Raw genomic sequence first — 23,299 nt, forward strand, 5'->3', positions numbered from 1 at the left:
CGATCAGCCGGCCTTTACCAGCGGCGCAAAGCGCGCCACCTGCTGCCCGATCAGCCGCAACTGCTCCACGACGGCGGGATCGCTGGCGCCGCCTTCATCGTCGAATTTCGTGACCGCGCTGTTGATCGCGGCGGCAAAGGGCGTTGGCCAGCCGCGCAACGCGTGGACGATTGAGCGCAACGCCGCGATGGTCGAGCCGGTCGCTTGCCAGCCATAAGCGGTCGCGATCAGGCCCACGGGCATATCCGCCAGATAGGCCCGGTCGGGATCGCGCGCGGTTTCCTCCAGCAGATCTAGGGCGTTCTTCACCACGCCGGAAATGCTGCCATGATAGCCTGGCGAAGCGATGATCAGCGCCGACGCGCCGCGCACCGCATCGACGAACTCCCGTTCTTCGGCAGTGCGCTCGCTGGCTTTGGGATCGTAAAGCGGCAGCTTCGCCATGTCCGCGCCGCCGAACAGCCGGGTCCTGAACCCCTGCTCCCCCGCCGCATCCAGCGCGATTCGCAGCGCCCGTTCCGTGGAGGAGATGGCACCAATGGTGCCGCCGATGCCGACGACCAACGGGCGCTGGTCCGATTGAAGTGCTTCCGCTTGGCCGCTCATGGCTCTATTCCCTCGCACGATGCGCATCCTTGCGGCAACTGTCTTAGTAAAGTAATACGCGATGGCTGACCGCCGGAACGATGATATGCGCCCCGATCCTTTTGACAGCGGTCGCATCCGCTACCATCATTCGCCGGCGGAGCCGCGTGCTGCCATGCCCGATTTCGAGGCGTGGCAGGATGAAGCTGCTCCACCTCCTGAGCTCGCCCCCGCGCGCCGGCTACCGCGCATCTCCATGCGCTGGATCATGCGCGGGCTGGGCGCCATCGTCATCATGCTCGTTCTGGCGATCGCATGGCTGGCCATCACCGCGCCGCTGTCGCAATCGCTCAAGCCGCCGACGCCGCCCTCGATCACGCTGACGGCGGCGGACGGCACCCCGATTGCGCGGCGCGGTGCGATCATCGCCGAGCCTGTCCACGCCGCCAAGCTGCCCCCGCATGTGCGCGAGGCGTTCCTCGCCATCGAGGACCGCCGCTTCTATTCGCACTGGGGCATCGATCCGCGCGGCATCGCGCGTGCCGCCTGGGCCAATGTCGGATCGGGCGGCGTTCGTCAGGGCGGCAGCACCATCACGCAGCAGCTCGCGAAAAACGCTTTTCTGGATTCGGATCGCACCGCCGCGCGCAAGATCCGCGAAGTGATGATCGCCTTCTGGCTGGAGGCGTGGCTGACCAAGGACGAGATCCTCTCCCGCTACCTGTCGAACGTCTATTTCGGGGACAACGTCTACGGCCTGCGCGCCGCGTCGAAACATTATTTCGGCCGCTCGCCGGAGAAGATGAACATCGGCCAGGCCGCCATGCTGGCCGGTCTGGTGAAGGCACCGTCCCGGCTCGCGCCCACCAGCAATCTGAAGGGCGCCCGCGCGCGCCAGGCAGTGGTGGTCGGCGCCATGGTCGATGGCGGCTTCCTTACACCGGCCCAGGCGGAGGACGTCCAGCCGCAGCGGGTTCTCGCCAGCCGACCGCGGCAGCTGCCCGCCGGCACCTATTTCGCAGACTGGGTGCTGGCGGAGGCGCGCGATCAGGCCGGCGAGGTGCAAACCGAGGCCACCGTTCGCACCACGCTGGATCGGGATCTGCAGCGCGCGGCCGAGCGGGTCATCCGACAGGCCGGATTGCGCCAGGCACAGGCCGCGCTTGTTGCGATGAAGCGCAATGGCGAGGTCGTCGCGATGGTCGGCGGCCGCGATTACAAGAAGAGCGCGTTCAACCGCGCAACCCAGGCACGCCGCCAGCCGGGATCGACGTTCAAGCTCTTCGTCTATCTCGCCGCGCTGCGCGCCGGCATGTCGCCCGAAACGATGGTGGACGATTCACCGGTCGAGATCGCCGGTTGGAAGCCGAAGAACGACGACAATCGCTATCTCGGGCAAATTACCCTGCAACGCGCTTTTCAGCGCTCGTCCAACGTCGTGGCTGCCCGGCTGACCCAGGAAGTCGGAGTGCGCAACGTGATACGCGCCGCGCGTGATCTGGGCATCTCCACCCCGATCGCCAATGAGGCGACGATTGGCCTTGGCACGTCGGAAGTGTCCCTGCTGGAGCTTACCTCGGCCTTCGCCGGTGTGGCGGAGGGGCGCTATCCCGTGCAGCCGCACGGCCTGCCCGATGTCAGGGGCAAAAGCTGGTACAGCTCGCTGACCGGCGGTCAGAAGACCATGCCCGATCGCATTCACGATGACATGCTGACCCTGCTTGCCGCCTCGGTGCGCGGCACCGGCCGGGCAGCGGCGCTCTCGGTGGACGCTTACGGCAAGACGGGCACCTCGCAATCGGGCCGTGATGCGTGGTTCATCGGCTTTGCCGGCGATCTCGTGGTCGGCGTATGGGTCGGCAACGACGATAATACGCCCAATCCGGGGCTCCACGGCGGCGGTATCCCTGCGCAGATCTGGCGCAATTTCATGACGGACGCGCTTGATCTCGCGCCGGTGGTAAAGGCGCCAGTGGTCGAGGATGTCGATCCCGACGCCGGGCTGATCGGCGTGGTGGAAAGCGAAATCGCACCGATTGCCGGCCGACTAGAGGGCCTTGGCGTGGATCTGCAAATCGACCCGGACGGGTCGGTGACGGTCAACCGTCCAGGTCCACCACCACCCCCGGCCCCGCCGCGTGGGCGTCGCCGTGAAGAGCTTCAACTGGAGCTCGAGGACGATCCGCCGCCGGGCTTCTGAGCGGGGCGCGGCGCGCTCGTCCACTGAGCCGGGAAGCCGTTTTCCCGCGTGCGCCGAAATCTAAGCCCCCCCCGCCAGGCGCGGCGGATAGCGAAGGCGGCGTTCGGCGAGAGCGTGGAGCCTGAGCCACGCCCCCGACGATCAAAGCCCGCTCACCTCATCGGCTACGCGCTATTCCGCTGCCTCCATCGCGGGCGCGTCATCAAGCGGATAGGTCAGCCGCTGCAACATCTCGCGTGGCACGACCTGCCAGAAGCGCGCGGACGACCGTTCCCAATCATCCAGGATGCCCCGCGCCCACTTCGAATCGGTCGCCTCGACATGCCTTTCGATCAGGCCGCGCACGACGCCCGCCCAATGCCGCGAGGCAAGCCGCTGCCAAGTGATGTTCTCGGGATTGGCCCGGCGCGCGAAGCTATCGTCATGATCGTAAACGAAGGCCATGCCGCCGGTCATGCCGGCGCCGAAGTTCTGCCCAACGGCACCCAGCACCACCGCCGTTCCGCCGGTCATATATTCGCAGCCGTTCGCGCCGCAGCCCTCGACCACCACGGTGGCACCCGAATTGCGCACCGCGAACCGTTCGCCCGCCTGCCCCGCCGCAAACAGCGCACCCGATGTCGCGCCGTACAGCACGGTATTGCCGACGATCGTATTCTCCTGGCTGCGCAACGGTGAGGAGACCGCCGGGCGCACCACGATCATGCCGCCGGACAGGCCCTTGCCGACATAATCATTAGCGTCGCCAAACACCTCGAGCGTGATGCCCTTGCACAGGAAGGCGCCAAGGCTTTGCCCGGCCGAACCGCGCAGGCGGATGGTGACGTGATCGTCGTTAAGCGCGCTCATCCCGAACGCGCGCGTGATCTCGCTCGATAGCCGCGTGCCGACCGCGCGGTGCGTGTTGCGCACCGAATAGGTCAACTGCATCTTTTCACGGCGCGAGAACACCGCGGCGGCATCCTTGATGATCTGCGCATCCAGGCTGTCCGGCACTTCATTGCGGAAGGTGGCGAGCGAGAACCTCCGCTCCGCATCGGTCGCGTCGACCTTGGCAAGGATCGGGTTCAGATCGAGGTCGTCGAGATGCTCCGCCCCGCGGCTCACCTGGCGCAGCAGCTCGGTGCGGCCGATCACTTCGTCCAGGCTGCGCACGCCCAGCCGCGCCAGGATATCGCGCACTTCCTCGGCGATGAAGGTCATCAGGTTGATGACCTTTTCCGGCGTGCCGACGAACTTTTCGCGCAGTTTCGGATCCTGCGTGCACACGCCCACCGGGCAGGTATTCGAATGGCACTGGCGCACCATGATGCAGCCCATCGCGACCAGGCTCAGCGTACCGATGCCGAACTCCTCCGCCCCGAGAATGGCGGCGATCACGATGTCGCGCCCGACGCGCAGGCCGCCGTCGGTGCGCAGCTTGATCCGCCCGCGCAGGCCGTTCAGCGTCAGTACCTGGTTGACCTCGGACAGGCCCATTTCCCACGGCGTACCGGCGTATTTGATGCTGGTCTGCGGGGACGCGCCAGTACCGCCGACGTTGCCCGAAACCAGGATCACATCGGCATGCGCCTTGGCGACGCCCGCCGCGACCGTGCCGATACCGGCCGACGAGACGAGCTTCACGCAGACGCGCGCGCGCGGATTGATCTGCTTCAGGTCGTAGATCAGCTGCGCCAGATCCTCGATCGAATAGATGTCGTGGTGCGGCGGCGGAGAGATCAGCGTCACGCCCGGCGTCGCATGGCGCAGCTTGGCGATGAACTCGGTCACCTTGAAGCCGGGCAGCTGCCCGCCCTCGCCGGGCTTCGCGCCCTGCGCGACCTTGATCTCGATCTCCTCGCAGGCGTTGAGATATTCCGCCGTCACGCCGAAGCGGCCGCTGGCGATCTGCTTGATCACCGAATTGGCGTTGTCGCCATTTTTATATGGCTGGTAGCGGCTCTTGTCCTCGCCGCCCTCGCCCGACACCGCCTTGGCGCCGATCCGGTTCATCGCGATCGTCAGCGTTTCGTGCGCTTCGGGCGACAGCGCACCCAGGCTCATGCCCGGCGTCACGAAGCGCTTGCGGATCTCGGTGATCGGCTCGACTTGGTCGACCGGCACGCCCTCCGCGGGGAAGTTGAATTGCAGGAGGTCGCGCAGATAGATGGGCGGCAGATCGCCCACCCCGCGCGAGAATTGCAGATAGGTCGAATAGCTGTCGGTCGAAACGGACGTCTGCAGCAGGTGCATCAGCTGCGCCGAATAGGCATGCGCCTCGCCGGTGTGCCGCTGGCGATAGAAGCCGCCGATAGGCAGGTTCACCACCGTCTCGTCGAACGCCGCGTCGTGGCGATCTTTCGCGTTGATGTGCAACGAGGCGTAGCCTTCGCCCGAGATCTTTGCCGGCATGCCGGGGAAGAAATCGTTCACCAGCGCACGGGAAAGCCCCACCGCCTCGAAGTTATAGCCGCCGCGATAGCTGGAGATCACCGCGATCCCCATCTTCGACATGATCTTGAGGAGCCCCTCCTCGATCGCCTTGCGATGCCGCTTCAGACATTCCTCGAGTGGCAAGTCACCGAAGAGCCCGCGCGCCTGGCGATCCGCAATCGCGGCCTCGGCGAGGTAAGCGTTCACCGTCGTCGCGCCGACCCCGATCAGCACCGCATAATAATGCGTGTCGAGGCACTCGGCGGTGCGCACGTTGATCGAGGCATAGGAGCGAAGCCCACGCCGCACGAGGTGCGTGTGGACCGCCGCTGCCGCCAGCACGCCGGGGATCGCGATCCGCTCCGGCCCGACATATTCGTCGGTCAGGAAGATCTCGCTCTTGCCCTGCCGCACCGCCTGTTCGGCCTCGTTGCGGATGCGCTGGATCGCCGCGCGCAGCTTCTCCGCCCCGCCACTTGCTTCGAACGTGCAGTCGATCTCCGCCGCCGCACTGGCGAAATAGGTCTTCAGCCGCGCCCAGTCGGTGGACGTCAGCACCGGCGAATCAAGCACCAGCACACGCTCGCGCCGATCCTCGGTGTCGAGAATGTTGGCGAGGTTCCCGAACCGCGTCTTGAGGCTCATCACATAGCGTTCGCGCAGCGGATCGATCGGCGGGTTCGTCACCTGGCTGAAGTTCTGCCGGAAGAACTGGCTGATCAGCCGCGGCTTGTCGGAAATGACGGCGAGCGGCGTATCGTCACCCATCGATCCGATCGCTTCCTTGGCGGTCTCCACCATCGGCGCGAGGATCAGCTCCATGTCCTCCAGCGTCTGACCGGCGGCCACTTGGCGGCGCGCCAGCTCCGCACGGTCAAAGCGCGGCACGCCCGCGGCGGGCGCCGGCGGCAGATCGTCAATGGTCGCGAAATTGCCGATCATGCCGGCGTAATCGGCCTCGGCGGCGATCCGGTCCTTGACCTCGCGATCGTGATACAGCCGCCCCTCCGTCAGATCGACCGCGATCATCTGCCCCGGCCCCAACCGGCCCTTGGCGATGATCGTCGATTCCGGCACCACCACCATGCCGCTTTCCGATCCGACGATCAGCAGCCCGTCGACGGTCTGGGTGTAGCGCAGCGGGCGAAGCGCGTTGCGGTCCATGCCTGCTACGGCCCAGCGCCCGTCGGTCATCGCCAGCGCCGCCGGGCCGTCCCACGGCTCCATGACGGACGCGAGATATTGGTACATTGCGGCATGCGCTGGCGGCATGTCGTCCGCCACATCGCTCTGCCACGCCTCCGGCACGAGCATCAGCTTGGCGGTCGGCGCATCGCGCCCCGAACGACAGATCGCCTCGAATGTCGCGTCGAGCGCCGCCGTGTCCGACGCCCCCGCCGGGATCACCGGCTTGATGTCCTCCGAATGCTCGCCGAACGCGATCGACGCCATCCGGATCTCGTGAGAGAGCATCCAGTTCTTGTTGCCGCGGATCGTGTTGATCTCGCCGTTATGCGCCAGGCACCGGAACGGCTGCGCCAGCCACCATTGCGGAAAGGTGTTGGTCGAATAGCGCTGGTGGAAGATAGCGACGCGGCTCTCGAACCGCTTGTCGGTCAGGTCCGGGTAAAAGACCGACAGGCTCTCGGCGAGGAACAGCCCCTTGTAGATGATCGAGCGGCAGCTCAACGAACAGATGTAGAAACCCTGGATCTGCGCCGCGATCACGCGCTTCTCGATCCGCCGACGGACAAGATAGAGGTTCTTCTCGAATTCCGCAGCGTCCACCGCGTCCGGCATCGGCCCGGCGATCATGATCTGCTCGATCTCCGGCCGCGTCGCCTGCGCCTTCAGCCCGATGACGCTGACGTCCACGGGCACCTGCCGCCAGCCATAGATGGTATAGCCCGCCTCGATGATCGCACTCTCGACGATGGTGCGGCAGGTTTCCTGCGCGGCGAGATCGGTGCGCGGCAGGAACACCATGCCAACCGCCAGCCGGTTCGGCCGCACCTTGTGCCCACTCAGCGCAATCGCATCGTCGAAGAAGCGCAGCGGCAGATCAACATGCAGCCCGGCGCCGTCGCCCGTCTTGCCATCGGCGTCCACCGCGCCGCGGTGCCACACCGCCTTCAGCGCATCGATCGCTGATTGCACGACGCGGCGCGACGGCTTGCCATCGGTCGCCGCCACGAGCCCGACGCCGCAGGCATCGCCCTCGAACTCGGGGCGGTACATGCCCTCACGGGCGAGGCGTTCACGTTCGTGCTCGTGCTCGTGCGTCACTTCGTCTCTCCGCTATTCTCGGGCCGGGCCTTCTTGGGCACGGGCGGCAGATGCGCGGTCGCTGCCTCGACCTTTTTCATGATCCCCGGCATCTCGCGCATCAGTTCGGGCACGAAGCTCTGCATACCCTTGACGATCTCGGGATCCATGAAGCTGATCATCCACTCGCGGGCATAAGCCTGGCCCGCCGGCGTCGCGAAAAAGCCGTTCATCGCGGTCAGCTCATCCGTCGTGAACTTGCGCGCGTAGATCGCCGCCATGCTGGTCCGCACATCAGGCTCTATCTTGTCCATCAGCGGCATCATCGCGTCGAACATGGCCTTGGTAGTCAATCTTGATCGTTCGCGAAAATGGGGATCGGCGGCAGCGATCTCGGCTCCCATCGTCTTCTCTTCCGCCCCACCGAGCTTGCCCTTGGCCGCGGGCAGAACCTCGCTGGGCTTCATCGCGAGCATCTGGTCCATGACGGTGTCGACCATCGTCGCCATGGTGCCTTCCATCAGCCGGCGATAGGTGCCGATCGGCCATAGACGGTCAACCACCGCCTTAGCGGCGGCGGCACGCGCCGGATCGGCCGCTGCCGGAGCGGCACGGGTCGGCGCTTGCTGCGCGAGTGCTGGGAGCGGCGCCATCAGCACCGCTGCCAAAGATAGGCGGATCACGCCGCCACCTTCGTATCTGCCGCCGCCTTCGCCTTCAGATATTTGTGCATCGATGCGGCCACATCGCGGCCGTCCCGGATCGCCCACACCACCAGGCTCGCGCCGCGCACGATGTCACCCGCGGCGAACACGCCGTCGAGGCTGGTCATCAGCGTCTTGTTGTCGACCAGCACCGTGCCCCAGCGCGTCACCCCCAGTTCCGGCGCATCCCACAGGTGCGGCAGCTCTTCGGCATCGAAGCCCAGCGCCTTGATCACCATGTCGGCCGGCATGTCGATCGGGCCGCCCGGGTCCACTTCCGGCGCGCGACGGCCGCTCGCGTCGGGCGCGCCCAGCCGCATGCGATTAGCGCGCACGCTCGACACCGCCTCCTCGCCAACAAAGGAATGCGGCGCGGAAAGCCACACGAACTCTGCGCCCTCTTCCTCGGCATGCGCCACTTCGCGCTGTGATCCCGGCATGTTGGCGCGGTCGCGTCGGTACAGGCAGCGCACGCTCTTTGCGCCCTGGCGAATGGCGGTGCGCACGCAGTCCATGGCCGTATCGCCGCCGCCGATCACCACGACATTCTTGCCGTCCGCGTCGAGGCTCCCGCTGTCGAAATCCGGCACCGCATCGCCGAAGCTCTTGCGGTTGGACGCGGTGAGGTAATCAAGCGCGGCGATGACGCCGGATGCTTCATTGCCCCGCACGTCGATCTCGCGCGCCTTGTAGACGCCGGTCGCGATCAGCACGGCGTCGTGCCGCTGGCGAAGCTCGGCGAAGCGCGTGTCCTCGCCGACGGCAAAGCCTTCGTGGAAGACGATGCCGCCTTCCTTCAGCCGGTCGACCCGGCGCGTGACGACATGCTTTTCCAGCTTGAAGCCGGGAATGCCATAGGTCAGCAGCCCGCCGGCCCGGTCGTGCCGGTCATAGACGTGCACCTCATAGCCATATTTGCGCAGATACTCCGCCGCGGTCAGCCCGGCTGGCCCGGCACCGATCACGCCGATCGACTGCCCGCGCGCCGGCCCTGGCACCAGCGGCTCGATCCAGCCCTTTTCCCACGCGGTGTCGGTGATGAACTTCTCGACCGATCCGATCGTCACCGCGCCATGGCCGGAGAATTCGATTACGCAATTGCCCTCGCACAGGCGATCCTGTGGGCAGATGCGCCCGCAGATCTCCGGCATGGAGGACGTGGCGTTGCTTAGCTCATAGGCCTCGCGCAGCCGCCCTTCGGCGGTCAGCCGCAGCCAGTCGGGGATGTGATTATGCAGCGGGCAATGCACGGTGCAGTAGGGCACACCGCACTGCGAGCAACGTCCCGCCTGCTCCTCCGCGCTTGGGATCGCATAGCGATCAGCGATCTCGCGAAAGTCCTCCGCCCGAAGTTCTGCCGGCCGCTTGTCCGGATAGGACTGCGGGGTCGCGACGAATCGAAGCATGGTATCAGCAGCCATAAGCCCTCCGCCGACGTGGTTCTCACATCGACGAATGGCCATCAAGTCAGCAATACTGACCTATTTATCCGCTTCGCTCGGGTTTGCGCTGCTTAGGCGCTACAAACACGTTTAAAGAAGGTATCGGACCGGCCCTACCTTGTTGAAAGCAGCAGCAGGGCAGAAGCGCCGGCAATGATCCGATACCAGGCAAAGGGCGCAAACCCGTGTCTGGTTACGACCGCCATGAACGCTTTCACCACCGCCAGCGCCACGATGAAGGAGACGAATGCGCCAACGCCGATCAGCTGCAAGTCGTTGGCGGTGATCGCATCGCGATGCTTCACGAGCTGCAGCACGGTTGCGCCGGTCAGCGTCGGCAGCGCCAGGAAGAAGGAGAATTCGGCCGCGGTCCGCCGGTCGATGCCAAACGCCATCGCGCCCATGATGGTCGCGCCCGACCGACTGACGCCCGGGATCATCGCCAGGCATTGGACGAGGCCGATTTTCGCCGATTGCGCCGCGGACACGCCGGAAATGCCGCCTACGGCATGGGTCTTAGCCAGCTTCTCCACGATCAGGATCGCCACACCACCGATGATGAGCGCCCAGGCGACCACCACCGCATTCTCAAGCAGCGCCTCGATCTGGTCGTTGAACGCCAGCCCCAGCGCCACCGCGGGGACAAAGGCGATCAGCAGATTGCGCACAAAGGCGATCGAATTGCGCTCGCCACGCATCAACCCGCCCAGCACGGCCATGAAGGTCCGCCAATAGAGCACCACGATCGCCAGGATCGCGCCCGGCTGGATCGCGATGTTGAACACCGCCCAGCGCTGCGGATCATAGCCGAGCAATTCGGTAGCGAGCACCAGATGCCCGGTGGAGGATACGGGCAGGAATTCGGTTACGCCCTCGACGATGCCGAGGATGGTCGCAATCAGCAGATCGGACATGACAGCCTTTCAGGTCGCCCGCCGCCGCGGGCCGATGCGCAGAACGGAAGCGTGATCAGGCCGCGGTCGGGCGCGCAAAGCGCCCAGCGCGCTGGTACTTCACCAGCCAGCCTGGTGCGACCGCTGCCAGCGGTGTGGGCGTGATGCCCAGCGCCTCGAGCCCTTCGGCGCCTGGCGTCACGACCGAATCCTTTTGCAGCAGCTTCCACTGATCCCGCGAGATCGGGGGACCAGGAATCGCCGCCAGCAGGCCGCCGAGCGCATCGGGGAGGCCGATGAACGACGGGTTGCGGCCAATCTGGCGCGCGATCCACTGCTGCAACTTCAACATCGTCAACACGTCCGGCCCGCCCAGCTCGAACGTGCGGCCGGCAAAGCTCGCCGGATCGCGCAGCACGTTCGCGACCGCTTCGCCGACATCCGCCGCGAACACCGGCTGGAAGCGCGTGTTCGGCTTCAGCACCGGCACCACTGGAAACCGTGCCACCATCCCGGCGAACATGTTGATAAACTTGTCTTCTCGCCCAAAGACGGTGGACGGCCGCAGGATCGTCGCGGCGGGAAACGCCTCGCGCACCGCCGCTTCGCCGGCGCCCTTGGTGCGGGCGTAATCAGCCTCGGCCTCGGCATCAGCGCCGATCGCGGACACATGGACCAGCGCCTCTACGCCGCTGTTGCGCGCGGCCTGTGCCAAGGCCCGTGGGCCAGCGACATGGATGCGGTTCAGGTCGCCGGTGAAGCTGCCGACCAGGTTCACCACGCCATCCGCGCCGGCGATCGCCCGTTCGATCGTATCCGGCCGCGTGATGTCGGCGGCCACGAACTGCGTCTGTCCCAATGCGCCGAGCGGCTTCAGATACCATGCGCCGCGCGGATCGCGCTGCGCCACGCGAACGCGCGCACCGGTTGCGAGCAGCGCTTGTGCGACATAACGGCCAAGAAAACCGCCACCGCCGATCAGCGTGAACAGCTTGTTTCTCATGTAACGCTCCGCCGGGGAAAAAATCTCGCCCTGCCCCTAGCCGCGCAAAGTGCCTGTTGACAAGGCTGCCGCCCCGGCCGTAGAGGCGCCGGCCTACCCCGTGCCCAGATGGCGGAATTGGTAGACGCACCAGCTTCAGGTGCTGGCGCTCGCAAGGGCGTGGAGGTTCGAGTCCTCTTCTGGGCACCATTTGTTCTCATCCCGTTGAGAACACTGGATTATCGTCAGGGAGACGGTCTCCAGAGAGCGTTTGGTACGACAAACTGCTACGGGAACATGGCGCAACATCGGGCAGAAAGTCCCGGAAAACCGTCAGTCTTGAGGGCCGTGGCTGCTACGGTAAGCTGCTACGGGATTTGCCTCATGGCCTGCTTCGACGGGGCCACAAACTCTACTATCGCGACACTGTCCCGGTTGACGCTCAGTGTCTGCTGAATCGGCTCGAAATCTGGCGCTCGCTGCGCACCGACAGTCTGGCTGTGGCCATGCGGCGATTGCCCGGAATCGTTGCCCGGATCGAAATGGAGATCGAACATGCTCGCGCGATGGCAGGCTTGCCTGTCGATGCGACGCTCATCGCACCGTTGAACGACGATCCCGCTGAGCATCCGGTCCCCGTCCCGATCGCTCCGTCCCCCAGTGAGCGCAGCCCGCTCACGCTGGCTGAGGCGTATCGCAACTATATCGACGACCCTACGCGGGCATGGACCGCCAACACGCGGGAAGCATATGAGACGAGCCGTAGGCTCGCCGTCGCGGTGATCGGTAAGGCGGTCCCCGTCGCTTCGATCTCGCGGACGCACTGCCGAGACATGCTCGATGTGCTGCGCTTCCTCCCCGCCAACGCGGGCAAGCTCTTCCCGAAGCTCTCACCGCGCGAGGCGGCTGATCATGCGCGCCTGCGCGGCGACATCAAGATCATCAGCGCGGCGAACGCCAACTCCCTGATGTCGAATATGAGCAGCTTCCTGAACTGGGCCGTCAATGAGGAACTGCTCGCCCGCAAACCCGCACGCGGGCTGCCGCCTATTTCAGCAAGCAGGCGGACAGTATCGGCCGCAGTCTGCCCGGCTATCTCGAACTGAAGCGAGAGCTGTTCCACGCCAGTGGGCGCGACGCGGGGTGGCTTGAGTTCCGCTTCGAGAAGGAAGGCCGCACGATGCAGCTGCGCCAGATTTTCTTCGACAACGGTTTTGTCGCAGTGATCTGCACGCTGACGGCGCTGACGGGCGACATCGGCTATCACGACGGTGACTGGCGGCAGCTGATGGCGAGCCTGACCTTCGACCCGCCAGCCGCGGCCGCGGCTTACCCATGAACCCGGCAATCGGAACGCGCTGAACGCCATGGCGATGGAGCCAGCCGCCCGCGTCGAGGACGAGATCGCCCACGGCTACGGCATGCTGGCGATGGTGGGCGGTGCGCTGGTCGGCGTGGCGGCCGGGGTCGCCGTGGTGGGCGCGATCGGGCTGACCGGCGGGCTCGCGGCGGTGGCGATCGCCGGCGCGGTCGCGGGCGGCGGGCTGGCGGGGGACCAGATCGCTTCGGGGCTGGAGACGATCTTCAATCTGCCCGAACCCACCACCGGGGTGCTGACGATCGGTTCGCCGAACGTCTTCGTGAACGGCCGAGCTGCGATCCGCGCCGAACTGTCCAGCGCGGGCGGCTGCTCCGGCGCGCCATTCAATCACTTTACGATGTCCGGCGCGGTGATCGTGCGCGAAGGGTCGGCGAGCGTCTTCATTAACGGTCAGCCGGCCTCGCGGCTGAAGTCGAAGCTGATGTGCGGCGCGCATATCAAGAGCGCCTCGCCGGACGTCCTGATCGGCGGCGAGACGGTGCAGACCGGCTTCGTCTTCGACCTGGAGGCGTGGACGCGCTCCGGGCTGCAGATTCTGGGGATCGGCGCGCTGGTGGGCGCCGGGGTGTTCGCGGCGATGGCCGGCGCGGCGGCGTTCGGCGCGTTCGCCGGCATCGGCGCGCTGGGCTATGCCGGCATGGAGGGCGTCGGCATGATCGGCGACGCGATCGGCCCGGGCTATCGCGACCTGCTGCAGGGCCTGGTCGGCATGGGGATGGTTGTGTCCGGGCCAAAGCTGGCGCGCGAGGGCAGCATCGCCAGCGAGCGGGCGAAAATCACGGAGTTGTCGAACCAGGGCAAGATCGCCGACGCTCGAGCGATCCTGCAACGTCACGTCGATGCGGGGGATGTCGATGGCATCGTTCGCCGGCTTGACGTGTCGTCGCCCCGGGATGGCGGCCATTTAAGGTCCGGCAACGGCGCCGCCGCCAAGGCGGAGGCGACCAGAACCGGCGGCGTGACATTGGAAGGCACGCCTGGTGGGCGAGTGATCGACGACTGGCCTGATCTCGGCAAGAAACTGCCTTGGGATCAGGGGGGCAAGCAATTGTGGGGCGGCGCCTCGCGCAACTACACGAAAGGCTTGTCGGGCGATGTGCGGGTGCTTCAAACACCCAAGAAGGCGGCGCTGGGCGGCGGCGACATCTTCAAGGAGTATGAGTTGCCGGAACTGGACAAGGGATTGAGGAGCGGACGGATCACCGGCATCACTTATGATCCGACCCTGCCCGAACCGCCGCCGCGCCCCTGACGACAACCATGGACGAGGATACACGATGACGTGGGGTGAATTTCAGCGTCAATACGACGCGGAGGGCCGCGAGAAGGCGGACGGTTACTCGCCGGGCGATTTCGACGGGATGAGCGACGAGGAGCGCGCGCGCGCCAGATCGATGATGCTGAACCGGGCACTGAATGGCGATTCGATCGACCTCAGCGGGTTGCGTTACATCGGGGACGCCACTACCGCCGCCACCCTGGAGGCAGCCGACGACGTGGCCAGGAGGTTGGGCTGGCGCGATGATGTCATTCGCCACGAGGTGCTGTTCGAACTGACAGGCGAATATCGATATCTATTCGATCTCGCGGGCTATCTCGACGGTCGTGATCCCGAGAGGCAGGAGCGAGCGGCATATGCGCTCACCTGGTACGTGCTTCCTGCCGAGACCGAACCGTTCCTTGTGGACCGAATCGTCGATGGTCGGCACGAGCCCGCGATCCTGCCGCTGCTCAAGGCCTGGATCGCACTGCACCAGCGCGCTGTCTGCGACCTCATGTGCTTCCAGCGTCATCTCGACCTGGTCCGGCGGGTATCCGACTCCTCGCCCGCTCGCCGCCGCACGTTGCTGTCGGACGCTGTCGCGGGGCTTTCAAGCTAGCCGCTTCGCGATAGTCGGGATCGCCAGTGGCAAGCTTGGAAGGTTGCGATCATGGCCGGATCAGAGGCGGCCCGCCTGACTATCCGAATTTCGAGCCGCTTGTGACGAGACCGTGAGATGCTACGCTTCGATCGCGCGCGTTCCTGCTTTCTTCTCGAAGGTATTCCGATCGGCCCGGGGATGTCATCCTTGCAACTGGCGAGCTCGTTTGCTGCGCCGATCCAGCCCATGCCGCATGATCCCGCCTGGGGCTTCGTTCAGATCAATACCCGACCGATCAGCGCATTCGTCACCTTCCTGGAAGGTAAGGTGCATAGCGGCTATTTCTGGGCGTACGTGCCGAGCGGCGGCTGGGACGATTACGAGCGTGCCGAGCAGCAGCGCCGTGCCGAGCACGAACGGGTGATGGACGAGCTGTTCGGAGCGGCCCGGTTCGAGGATCAGGCGATACACGTCGAATCAATGCGTGACCCTCGCTCGGGCCTCGAGCAGATCAACTTCGAAGTAAAGTAAGCCGCGGTAGAATGCCCACTGCGTAGAACGACCAACGAGCTGCCGGGAAGATACCCGGCAGCGTGTCGGGACTCATCATCAACGTGTCCGCGCTTGAAGTTGGCGATTTGGCGACGATGCTGAGGAAAAGTCCATAGAGTTCTGGATTAGAGGTGTCGCGCGACAGACACTTCTCTGCCGGCATCGGCTGCACAAACGCACCATATGCGGCATAGAGTGCTTTCAGCGTAAGCTCGACCTGATCCTGCGGGTGTCCGATGCGTCGCCTGCCCTTCGTCGATGGCACAATGAAGACCGGATCCGGTCTCACCGGCAAGATCCAGGTGAATTCACCCGAGATGATCTATGCCAAGGAAAGTCCGGCCAGTGCGCGCGCGATCCTGGGCGATGAGGCCTATAACGATATCGCGAACCGCGTCGGCGTTCCCGGCGGGCGAGGGCATGCCCTGTACGAGGATTACCGCTCGCTACCAAAATCCGATCCCGCCCGCGAGCAGATCGCACGCGAGAGTATGGAGTATTACGATCATGTCCGAGGACGATGAGCGTGGCGTCCCGTCCGAGGCGTTCCGCGAAGGTCACGACGTATATGTGATCTACAGCTTCGAGGACGTGGCATCCCATTGGGAACACGCGTCCGAGAGGGTGTTCCGCCGTTTCAAGGGCACCGGCCGTGAAAGCGAGACCGTCCATTCGAACCGGCTGTTCGCCGATGCCCAAATCGGTGGACGGCTCGCTACGCGGGAGGAGTATGAACACTACTGATCCGGCTCGCAGCCTGCTCGACGCGGCGATCGTGCTGGCGACCGACGCGCATCGTGGGCAGGTCGACAAGGCCGGCGCGCCCTATATCCTTCACCCGCTGCGAGTGATGCTGGCGCAGGCGGACGATGCGCGCCGGATCGCTGCGGTGCTGCATGACGTGGTCGAGGATTGCGCCGTCGCTCCCGACACGATCCGCGCCCGCTTTGGTGATGCGGTGGCCGATGCGGTTGTGGCGCTGACCCGGCGCCACGACGAGGATTATGACGCGTTCGTGACGCGCTGCGCCGCCGACCCGATCGCCCGCGACGTGAGCGCGCCGACATCGCCGATAACATGGACCTGTCGCGCCTTCCCGCCGTCACCGACCGGGATCGCGACCGTGTCGCCAAGTACCGTCGGGCGCTCGCCCGTCTCGACGCGGGCGCGTGATCCTTGCCGCCACCGCTTCGATGTCGCAGACGAGTCCGGCGTCCTGACGGCCTAGGAACCGAGCGCATGATCTCCCATGGCGGTGGCGCGCGTCAGCTTCGGCAGCCTTGGCATCAACGCGATCTGGAATCGTACGCCAGACGGCCACCTTCAGCGCGAGGCATCGAAATTTGCCAATAATTTGAGTGCCCAACCCCTGTGGGGCACCATTTTTCGGCATGGCAATGTGCTAGAGAACCGTCGCAGAGACGGCCTCCTCAGCCTGCCTGCTCTACAGGGCGGCCGAGCAATCATCGCTCCCCCTGCCCCATGCCCCGTTCGCGTCATGCGAGCCACCAGATCGTGCCGGTCAGGGCGAGCGTCGTCACCATCAGAGCGCCGGTAAGCAGGCGAATGCGGACCGGCTTCAGCGTGACTACGGTGTGCGATTCCAGCCGCGCGAGGATGCCGCACGCGCGGCGCTCGGCGGACCAGAAAATGAAAACGGCGATAAGCAGGAACGCCGTTGCGATCGCCTTGGGCACCCACACGGGCTCCAGCGCTTGGAACAGCGCGGTAAAGCCGAGCGCGATGCCGACGCAGGCCATGCCGGTGCGCACCCAGCCAGCGAAGCTGCGTTCATGCGCCAGCACCGTGCGATCCTCCGCGAAATCGGTGCGTTCCTTGGCGAGATCGTGAGAGTCGTCGCTCATCGGGCTGCGCCGGGCGCGTTTGGCAAGGCCGATCGGTTCCCCGCGCGGTCCCGACCAATGACGCTGAACGTCCCGTCCGTCTCCAGCACCACGGCCGCCACCGCACTAAGATCGCCAATGCCCGACGATCGGACGGCGGACAGCACCTCCTCGCGCGTCACACGCTCACGCCGTAGCGCCGCCTCGTCGATAGCGCCGTCGATCAGCAGCGCCGCCGGCTCGGACTTGGCGATTGCCTCGACGACGCCGAAGCGCACCGACAGGGCAGCAACGGCATATTGCAGCACGATCAGGACGAGAAAGCCGGCAATGCCTTCGAGCAGCGCCACATCCTTGCTCAGCAGCACGGTCGCCAGCGTTGAGCCGAGCGCGACGGTGACGACCAGGTCAAAGGCGTTCATCTTCGCCAGCGTGCGCTTTCCGCTGATCCGCAGCGCCGCGACAAGCGCGACATAGGCGCACGCACCCAAAGCGAGGACGCGAATGATCCCGCCCCAGCTATCGAAGATCATGCGCCTGCCGCCGTTCGCTGATGTTGCCGCTCCGTTTGATCCGGTTCTCCGTCAACGGGCGGCCTGGGGCGCCGTTCCCGGTCGCGCCGGCTTCAGCCAGCCGGCAGGAGAAAGCGCAGCGCGACACCCGCCGCGGCGCAGGCGCCAAGCGTCGGGATCACGCCCAGCTTGAAGCGGAACATCGCCACGATCGCCGCCACGGTCAGCACCAGCGCCGCGGGATCGATCGTCCGCAGCACTGGCACGTCCAGCGTGCCGCCAGCGAACGGCACCGCGCGCACCTGGCGAAACAACGTGTGCAGCGCAAACCACACGGCAAGGTTCAGCACCACGCCCACCACGGCGGCGGTGATCGCCGCCAGCGCCGCCGACAGCGCCTGATTGCCCCGCAGCTTCTCGATGAACGGCGCGCCCAGGAAGATCCACAGGAAGCAGGGCACGAACGTGACCCACGTCGTCAGCAGCCCTCCTAGGGTGCCCGCAAGGAGCGGCGGGAGACCCGTCGACTGGCGCAGCGCGCCGAGGAAGCCGACGAACTGCGTCACCATGATCAGCGGCCCCGGCGTGGTTTCCGCCATGCCAAGCCCGTCCAGCATCTCGCCCGGCGCCAGCCAGCCGTAATGGTCCACCGCCTGCTGCGCGACATAAGCGAGCACGGCATAAGCGCCGCCGAACGTCACCACCGCCATGCGGGCGAAGAACAGCGCGATCTGGGTGAACACATTGTCCGGCCCGAGCAGCACAAGCAGCGCCGCCACCGGCGCGAGCCACAGGAACAGCAATGCCCCGCTGATCCGCAGGGACCAGCCGAGGCCCGGCCGCGCATGATCGGGCACATGCTCGCCAAGCGCGGTTTCCGCATCGGGCACGATTCGTCCCCCCGATGCACCATGGCCACCGCCGCCTTTGAACGCCGGGTGCCCGGCCCTCCCACCCAAAAATCCGAGCATCCCGGCGGCGAGGATGATGAGCGGGAACGACAGCGAGAAAAAGAAGATCGCCACGAACGAAGCGGCGGCGATGCCGCGCATCACCGTGTTGCGCAGCGCCCGCGATCCGATCCGCACCACCGCTTGCAAGACAATGGCGAGCACCGCCGCTTTCAGCCCGAAGAACAGCGCCTCCACCAGCGGCACGTTGCCGAACAGGGCATAGATCCAGCTGAGCGCCATGATCGCGAGCAGGCCGGGCAAGACGAACAGCGTGCCGGCGACCAGCCCACCCTTTGTCTTGTGCAGCAGCCAGCCGATATAAATCGCCAGTTGCTGCGCCTCCGGGCCGGGCAACAGCATGCAGTAATTGAGGGCGTGGAGGAACCGCTGCTCACCGATCCAGCGCTTCTCCTCCACCAGCACACGGTGCATCATCGCGATCTGCCCGGCCGGCCCGCCGAAGCTGAGCGCCGCGATCTTCGCCCACACCTTCACGGCCTCGCCAAATGGGATGCCGTGGTCGTGGGGCGCTGCGGTCGGCAAGGGTGCAATCGTCGCCATGATCAGTCTCCCCGTTTCTTGGTGAAATGGGCGTAGAGCCCGTCCAGCGCGGCCGATCCTTGCGCCAGCCGCTGGGTGTCGTCGTCGCTCGCCGCGCAGATGCCGTTGATCAGCGCCTCCACCCCCGCCGCCTCCGGGCGGTTGAAGCGGGCGTCCGCAATGTCGAGGTCGTGGATGATCTCGCCCAGCGCGCGCAGCGCCGCGTCCTCGCCGAGCCCGCAGCGCAGCAGCAGCGTTTCAAAGGTGCACCGGTCCGCCTCGTGGGTGAATTCGGCGCCCGCCATGTCGAAGCGAAGCTCACCGGACGCGGGTTGATAATCCTGACCTTCCACGAACCGGAACGTGGCTGCCGGATCGATGAACCGCCGGATCAGCCAGGCCGAGGCGATGCGATCGACATGGATGTGCCGCCGCGTCACCCAGGTGCGCGCCTGCAGCGCGTCGGGAGCGAGCGCGGGCGCCCCCGGGCCGCTCACGTCCGGATGGCGGCGCGCGCGATCCTCCGCCTGTGCGATCGCCGCCTCCGCGCCCTGCCGACCGTGAGCGCCGAAGAAGTCGATCGCGGCGATCTCGACCAGCCGCCGGCGCAGGCGCGCAATGTCCGCCGAGGCGACATAGTCGGCCTCGGCGAGACCCGCAGCCTCGCCGGTCAGCTCTTCATAATCGGCATCGCGCGCCGTATCGAACTGCACCCGCAGGTCGGCATCGCTCATGCCCTCAACGATCCGCGCCTCCAGGATCAAGGCCTCGCCGCCGTTAGCGGTGATCTCCCGGTGCAGCGCGGCAAAGAGCGCCAGAGTTTCCGCCCGTCGCGGTAGCGCGTGGACGGCATTCTTGAGCGGCGCAGCGCCGATCGCCTGCAAGCGCCGCCACACCTTGACGCGCAGATACGCGGGCTTGGCCGGCAGCTGCGGGATCAGCAATAGCCACGGAAAAGGCGACTCAGGCACACTTATATCCTCTGATGATATAGGTGTATCATCTAAGACGACGAAGCCAAGCGGAGAAATGGCACGCGAGTGCGCGGGCGCTGTCCCGCCCAGGGGAATTCAGCTAGTGATCTTCCTTATGGAAGAACATGTTGTCCCCACGCCCGAACAGATTGGCCTGATCGGCGGGGGAGACATGGGCGAGCTGATCCGCGGCAAGGATTGGAGCGCCACGCCGCTCGGGCCTATCCAAACCTGGCCGGCCGCGCTCAAGGCCAATGTGCAGACGGTGCTTTCTTCACCCGTCGCGATGGCGGTGCTCTGGGGGCTGGAGGGCATCCTCATCTACAACGATGGCTATGCCGCGATGTGTGGCCGGCGGCATCCGGCGGCGCTTGGGGCCGCCATTCTGGACGTCTGGCCGGAGGTGCGCGCCTTCAACGAACGCGTCATTCGCGCCGGCATGGCGGGCGAATCGCTGAGCTTCCACGCGCAGGAGCTGGAGCTGCGGCGTGACGACCGGCCCGAACGGGTCTGGATGGATCTCGAATTCCTGCCGATCCGCGATCAGGAAGGCCGGCCGATCGGCAGCCTTGCCATCGTGATGGACATCACCGCGCGGGTGGTGGCGGAACGGCGGCTGGAACGCAGCAAGGAATTGTACCGCTTCCTGGACGAGCTCGGCCAGGCGGTCGCGAGCCTGCACGATGCCGATGACGTGCTGCGTGTCACCACCTGCATGGTGGGCGCTCACCTTGGCCTGTCCAACTGCGCTTACGCCGATATGGACGCCGACGAGGACGGGTTCACCATCCGCGGCGATTGGCACGCGCCCGGCTCTCCCTCGATCGTCGGCCGGTATCGCCTCGCCGATTTCGGCAAACTTGCGGTGGAGCGGCTCAGCGCTGGGGAGCCGCTGATTATCAACGATAATCTAGCCGAACTGGCGCCGGAGGAAGCCAAGTCATTCCAGGATATCGGCATCGCCGCCACCATTTGCATGCCGCTGAAGAAGAACGGCCGGCTGCACGCGCTGATGGCGATCCACCATGCCGCGCCGCGCGTCTGGACCGAGGACGAGCTGTCGCTGATCCGTCAGGTCACGGAACGGTCCTGGGCGCATATCGAGCGCGTCGGGGCAGAGGCGAACCTGCGCGCGAGCGAGGAGCAATTGCGTCTCGCCATCGACGCGGCCGAAATCGGGATGTGGGACGTCGACGAGGTGAACAACACCTTGTTCTGGCAAGCGCGCGTCAGGGCCATGTTCGGGATATCGTCCGGCGTGCCGAACACCATGGACGATTTCTATGGCGGCATTCACCCGGAAGATCTGGCGGCGACGGCGGCTGCTTATGCCGCGGCGGCCGATCCCGAGCGCCGCGCCGTGTACGACGTGGAATATCGCACGATCGGCAAGGAGGACGGGATTGTTCGCTGGATCGCGGCCAAGGGCCGCGGCGTGTTCAGCGACGGTCGCTGCCTGCGGGTGATCGGCACGGCCATCGACATCACCGAGCGCAAGAAGACCGAGCAAGCACTGCGCGACCTGAACCGGACGCTGGAGCGCCGAGTCGCCGACGGGTTAGCCGAGCGCAAGCTGCTCGCTGACGTGGTGGAGAATACCACCGCGATCATCTTCGTCGCCGATCGCGAGTATCGCTGGCTGGCGATCAACAAGGCGGCGGCTGAGGCGTTTCACACCGTCTATGGCATCACGCCCAAGGTAGGCGATTCGATGCTTGAGGTGATCGATCACTTGCCGGAAGAGCGCGAGCACATGCGGCGCGTATGGGCGCGCGCGCTGGCTGGCGAAGAATTCACCACCCAGGAGGAATTCGGCGATCCTGCTCTTAAGCGCCACTGCTTTCAGCTCAACTTCAACGTCCTGCGTGATCCTGCCGGGCGGCAGGTCGGCGCCTGCCAAATTTCGCATGACGTCACCGAACGGATCGCCGAGCAGCGACGGCTGGCGGAGGCCGAGGAACAGCTGCGCCAGGCGCAGAAAGTGGAGGCACTTGGCCAGCTGACCGGGGGCGTGGCGCATGATTTCAACAATCTGCTCACCCCGATCATCGGCTCGCTCGATCTGCTGGTCCGCCGCGGGATCGGGAATGAGCGCGAGCGCCAGTTGGTGGCGGGCGCGCTGCAATCGGCGGAGCGCGCCCGCACGTTGGTGCAGCGCCTGCTCGCCTTTGCGCGGCGCCAGCCGCTCCAGCCCACTGCCATCGACGTGCGCGCGCTGGTCACGGGTATGGGCGATCTGGTGGCCAGCACGACCGGGCCACAAGTGAAGGTCGTGATCGAGGCCGCGGAGGATCTGCCGGCAGCACGGGCTGATTATAACCAGGTCGAAATGGCGCTTCTGAACCTTGCCGTGAACGCGCGCGACGCGATGCCCGAAGGCGGCACGATCCGCATCACCGCCGCGCCGCGCACGGTGGCCGATGATGTGGAATCGCCCGCCGAGCTGAAGCCGGGCCGTTATGTGATGGTGTCGGTCGCCGATACCGGCGTCGGCATGGACGCCGATACGCTGGCGCGCGCGATCGAGCCGTTCTTTTCCACCAAGGGTGTGGGCAAGGGCACTGGCCTTGGCCTCTCCATGGTGCATGGCCTTGCCCGCCAGTTGGGCGGCGGCATCCGCATCTTCAGCCAGCCCGGCGTTGGCACCAACGTCGAACTGTGGCTGCCCACCGCGGCAGAAGCGGCGCATCCCCATCTGCCCGGCGCCGAAGAGCCGGCGCCGCATGGCGGCCGGCGCGGCAAGGCGCTGCTGGTCGATGACGAGGAAGCCGTCCGCACCGCAACCGCGCACATGCTGGAGGAAGCGGGCTTTACCGTGATCGAGGCCGCCTCAGGCGACGCCGCGCTGCAGATGCTGGGCGAGCAGCCCGATCTGGCCGCGCTCGTCACCGATCACTTGATGCCCGGCATGGACGGCACGCAGCTCGCGCGCCGCGCCCGCCTGATCCGCCCGGGCCTGCCGTGTCTGATCATCTCGGGCTATGCCGATGTCGAAGGCGTCGCCCCCGACCTGCCCCGCCTCGCCAAGCCCTTCCGCGCCAAGGAACTGATCGACGCGCTGGACGCCGTTCTAGGCGCCGGCGCCGAACCCGCGCCCGCCGGCCTGACGATCGCTGCTAGCAGCAGCTAACGCCCGCCACGACCAGTGCCGCGGCGAGGCAAAGAGTGCGCCGAGTCCTTATCAAGCCGCTCTGT

The 23,299-nt window shown here is 66.0% G+C and carries 20 protein-coding genes and 1 tRNA gene; 11 read left to right on the forward strand and 10 right to left on the reverse strand.

All coding sequences use genetic code 11. The annotated features are described in order from the left end of the window. Positions 1-3: 3 nt before the first annotated feature. Positions 4-606, reverse strand: a complete 603-nt coding sequence (locus tag SPMU_RS10885) for an NADPH-dependent FMN reductase (RefSeq protein WP_088333899.1) — start codon at positions 604-606, stop codon at positions 4-6. Positions 607-667: 61 nt separating this feature from the next. Here SPMU_RS10885 and SPMU_RS10890 point away from each other — a divergent pair, with 61 nt between their 5' ends. Then, positions 668-2,785: a transglycosylase domain-containing protein gene (locus SPMU_RS10890; RefSeq protein ID WP_088333900.1), complete on the forward strand. Its 2,118-nt coding sequence runs from the start codon at positions 668-670 to the stop codon at positions 2,783-2,785. Positions 2,786-2,956: 171 nt separating this feature from the next. On the opposite strand, the gene gltB is transcribed toward SPMU_RS10890, so the two are convergent. The 5 genes from gltB to SPMU_RS10915 form a co-directional block, all read right to left on the reverse strand. After that, positions 2,957-7,438: a glutamate synthase large subunit gene (gene gltB, locus SPMU_RS10895; protein ID WP_088333901.1), complete on the reverse strand. Its 4,482-nt coding sequence runs from the start codon at positions 7,436-7,438 to the stop codon at positions 2,957-2,959. A gap of 44 nt (positions 7,439-7,482) precedes the next feature. After that, positions 7,483-8,148, reverse strand: coding sequence for a DUF2059 domain-containing protein (locus SPMU_RS10900; RefSeq protein WP_140418452.1), 666 nt, complete (start codon positions 8,146-8,148; stop codon positions 7,483-7,485). Further along, positions 8,145-9,575: an NAD(P)-dependent oxidoreductase gene (locus tag SPMU_RS10905; RefSeq protein WP_425442175.1), complete on the reverse strand. Its 1,431-nt coding sequence runs from the start codon at positions 9,573-9,575 to the stop codon at positions 8,145-8,147. Before SPMU_RS10905 ends, SPMU_RS10900 begins: the two co-directional genes overlap by 4 nt. Positions 9,576-9,724: 149 nt before the next feature. Then, positions 9,725-10,525: an undecaprenyl-diphosphate phosphatase gene (locus tag SPMU_RS10910; protein WP_088333904.1), complete on the reverse strand. Its 801-nt coding sequence runs from the start codon at positions 10,523-10,525 to the stop codon at positions 9,725-9,727. 55 nt (positions 10,526-10,580) lie between these two features. Beyond that, positions 10,581-11,507, reverse strand: a complete 927-nt coding sequence (locus SPMU_RS10915; RefSeq protein WP_088333905.1) for a complex I NDUFA9 subunit family protein — start codon at positions 11,505-11,507, stop codon at positions 10,581-10,583. 102 nt (positions 11,508-11,609) lie between these two features. On the opposite strand from SPMU_RS10915, the gene SPMU_RS10920 reads away from it, so the two are divergent. The 9 genes from SPMU_RS10920 to SPMU_RS10955 all read left to right on the forward strand — a co-directional run bounded on the left by SPMU_RS10920 (position 11,610) and on the right by SPMU_RS10955 (position 16,509). After that, positions 11,610-11,696: transfer RNA gene (locus tag SPMU_RS10920), tRNA-Leu, on the forward strand. Positions 11,697-11,863: 167 nt separating this feature from the next. Beyond that, positions 11,864-12,592 carry a DUF6538 domain-containing protein gene (locus tag SPMU_RS10925; RefSeq protein WP_169715690.1) on the forward strand — a complete coding sequence of 243 codons (729 nt, stop codon included), beginning with the start codon at positions 11,864-11,866 and terminating at the stop codon, positions 12,590-12,592. Beyond that, positions 12,571-12,825: a DcrB/PsbP domain-containing protein gene (locus tag SPMU_RS16925; RefSeq protein WP_245833195.1), complete on the forward strand. Its 255-nt coding sequence runs from the start codon at positions 12,571-12,573 to the stop codon at positions 12,823-12,825. The genes SPMU_RS10925 and SPMU_RS16925 overlap by 22 nt, the downstream gene beginning before the upstream one ends. A 28-nt stretch (positions 12,826-12,853) precedes the next feature. Beyond that, on the forward strand, positions 12,854-14,119 hold the full coding sequence (locus tag SPMU_RS10930; protein ID WP_088333907.1) for a PAAR domain-containing protein: 1,266 nt from the start codon (positions 12,854-12,856) through the stop codon (positions 14,117-14,119). A gap of 25 nt (positions 14,120-14,144) precedes the next feature. Next, positions 14,145-14,747, forward strand: coding sequence for a hypothetical protein (locus SPMU_RS10935; RefSeq protein ID WP_140418454.1), 603 nt, complete (start codon positions 14,145-14,147; stop codon positions 14,745-14,747). Between the two features lie 117 nt (positions 14,748-14,864). Beyond that, positions 14,865-15,260 (forward strand): hypothetical protein, encoded by a 396-nt coding sequence (locus SPMU_RS10940; protein WP_088333909.1) that lies wholly within the window; start codon positions 14,865-14,867, stop codon positions 15,258-15,260. A gap of 287 nt (positions 15,261-15,547) precedes the next feature. Next, positions 15,548-15,805 (forward strand): hypothetical protein, encoded by a 258-nt coding sequence (locus tag SPMU_RS10945; protein WP_140418455.1) that lies wholly within the window; start codon positions 15,548-15,550, stop codon positions 15,803-15,805. Beyond that, positions 15,789-16,025 (forward strand): hypothetical protein, encoded by a 237-nt coding sequence (locus SPMU_RS10950; protein ID WP_088333911.1) that lies wholly within the window; start codon positions 15,789-15,791, stop codon positions 16,023-16,025. Before SPMU_RS10945 ends, SPMU_RS10950 begins: the two co-directional genes overlap by 17 nt. Next, positions 16,012-16,509 carry an HD domain-containing protein gene (locus SPMU_RS10955; protein WP_211275774.1) on the forward strand — a complete coding sequence of 166 codons (498 nt, stop codon included), beginning with the start codon at positions 16,012-16,014 and terminating at the stop codon, positions 16,507-16,509. Before SPMU_RS10950 ends, SPMU_RS10955 begins: the two co-directional genes overlap by 14 nt. Before the next feature lie 268 nt (positions 16,510-16,777). On the opposite strand, the gene SPMU_RS10960 is transcribed toward SPMU_RS10955, so the two are convergent. The 4 genes from SPMU_RS10960 to SPMU_RS10975 form a co-directional block, all read right to left on the reverse strand. Beyond that, positions 16,778-17,146 carry a YidH family protein gene (locus SPMU_RS10960; RefSeq protein ID WP_088333912.1) on the reverse strand — a complete coding sequence of 123 codons (369 nt, stop codon included), beginning with the start codon at positions 17,144-17,146 and terminating at the stop codon, positions 16,778-16,780. Continuing rightward, a complete protein-coding gene (locus tag SPMU_RS10965) occupies positions 17,143-17,658 on the reverse strand; it encodes a DUF421 domain-containing protein (protein WP_088333913.1) in 516 nt (171 codons plus the stop codon). The genes SPMU_RS10960 and SPMU_RS10965 overlap by 4 nt, the downstream gene beginning before the upstream one ends. A gap of 92 nt (positions 17,659-17,750) precedes the next feature. After that, positions 17,751-19,151: a chromate efflux transporter gene (gene chrA / locus SPMU_RS10970; protein ID WP_088333914.1), complete on the reverse strand. Its 1,401-nt coding sequence runs from the start codon at positions 19,149-19,151 to the stop codon at positions 17,751-17,753. A 2-nt stretch (positions 19,152-19,153) separates the two neighbouring features. Next, on the reverse strand, positions 19,154-20,101 hold the full coding sequence (locus tag SPMU_RS10975) for a chromate resistance protein ChrB domain-containing protein (protein ID WP_088333915.1): 948 nt from the start codon (positions 20,099-20,101) through the stop codon (positions 19,154-19,156). A gap of 118 nt (positions 20,102-20,219) precedes the next feature. Here SPMU_RS10975 and SPMU_RS10980 point away from each other — a divergent pair, with 118 nt between their 5' ends. Further along, the gene (locus SPMU_RS10980) at positions 20,220-23,234 is read left to right on the forward strand and encodes a PAS domain S-box protein (RefSeq protein WP_211275775.1); all 3,015 of its coding nucleotides are present in this window, start codon (positions 20,220-20,222) and stop codon (positions 23,232-23,234) included. The last annotated feature ends 65 nt before the right edge of the window (positions 23,235-23,299 follow it).

The sequence above is a fragment of the Sphingomonas mucosissima genome (assembly GCF_002197665.1).
In the GTDB taxonomy this organism is placed as follows: domain Bacteria; phylum Pseudomonadota; class Alphaproteobacteria; order Sphingomonadales; family Sphingomonadaceae; genus Sphingomonas; species Sphingomonas mucosissima.

What these genes read in the sequence shown, in the direction of transcription:
- SPMU_RS10935 (WP_140418454.1), top strand. Translation starts at nt 14,145, where the DNA reads ATGACGTGGGGTGAATTTCAGCGTCAATACGACGCGGAGGGCCGCGAG.
- SPMU_RS10955 (WP_211275774.1), top strand. Translation starts at nt 16,012, where the DNA reads ATGAACACTACTGATCCGGCTCGCAGCCTGCTCGACGCGGCGATCGTG.
- gltB (WP_088333901.1), bottom strand. Translation starts at nt 7,438, where the DNA reads ATGTACCGCCCCGAGTTCGAGGGCGATGCCTGCGGCGTCGGGCTCGTG.
- SPMU_RS10940 (WP_088333909.1), top strand. Translation starts at nt 14,865, where the DNA reads ATGCTACGCTTCGATCGCGCGCGTTCCTGCTTTCTTCTCGAAGGTATT.
- SPMU_RS10905 (WP_425442175.1), bottom strand. Translation starts at nt 9,575, where the DNA reads ATGCTTCGATTCGTCGCGACCCCGCAGTCCTATCCGGACAAGCGGCCG.
- SPMU_RS10910 (WP_088333904.1), bottom strand. Translation starts at nt 10,525, where the DNA reads ATGTCCGATCTGCTGATTGCGACCATCCTCGGCATCGTCGAGGGCGTA.
- SPMU_RS10915 (WP_088333905.1), bottom strand. Translation starts at nt 11,507, where the DNA reads ATGAGAAACAAGCTGTTCACGCTGATCGGCGGTGGCGGTTTTCTTGGC.
- SPMU_RS10945 (WP_140418455.1), top strand. Translation starts at nt 15,548, where the DNA reads ATGAAGACCGGATCCGGTCTCACCGGCAAGATCCAGGTGAATTCACCC.
- SPMU_RS10890 (WP_088333900.1), top strand. Translation starts at nt 668, where the DNA reads ATGGCTGACCGCCGGAACGATGATATGCGCCCCGATCCTTTTGACAGC.
- SPMU_RS10885 (WP_088333899.1), bottom strand. Translation starts at nt 606, where the DNA reads ATGAGCGGCCAAGCGGAAGCACTTCAATCGGACCAGCGCCCGTTGGTC.
- SPMU_RS10960 (WP_088333912.1), bottom strand. Translation starts at nt 17,146, where the DNA reads ATGAGCGACGACTCTCACGATCTCGCCAAGGAACGCACCGATTTCGCG.
- SPMU_RS10965 (WP_088333913.1), bottom strand. Translation starts at nt 17,658, where the DNA reads ATGATCTTCGATAGCTGGGGCGGGATCATTCGCGTCCTCGCTTTGGGT.
- chrA (WP_088333914.1), bottom strand. Translation starts at nt 19,151, where the DNA reads ATGGCGACGATTGCACCCTTGCCGACCGCAGCGCCCCACGACCACGGC.
- SPMU_RS10930 (WP_088333907.1), top strand. Translation starts at nt 12,854, where the DNA reads ATGGCGATGGAGCCAGCCGCCCGCGTCGAGGACGAGATCGCCCACGGC.
- SPMU_RS10980 (WP_211275775.1), top strand. Translation starts at nt 20,220, where the DNA reads ATGGAAGAACATGTTGTCCCCACGCCCGAACAGATTGGCCTGATCGGC.
- SPMU_RS10950 (WP_088333911.1), top strand. Translation starts at nt 15,789, where the DNA reads ATGTCCGAGGACGATGAGCGTGGCGTCCCGTCCGAGGCGTTCCGCGAA.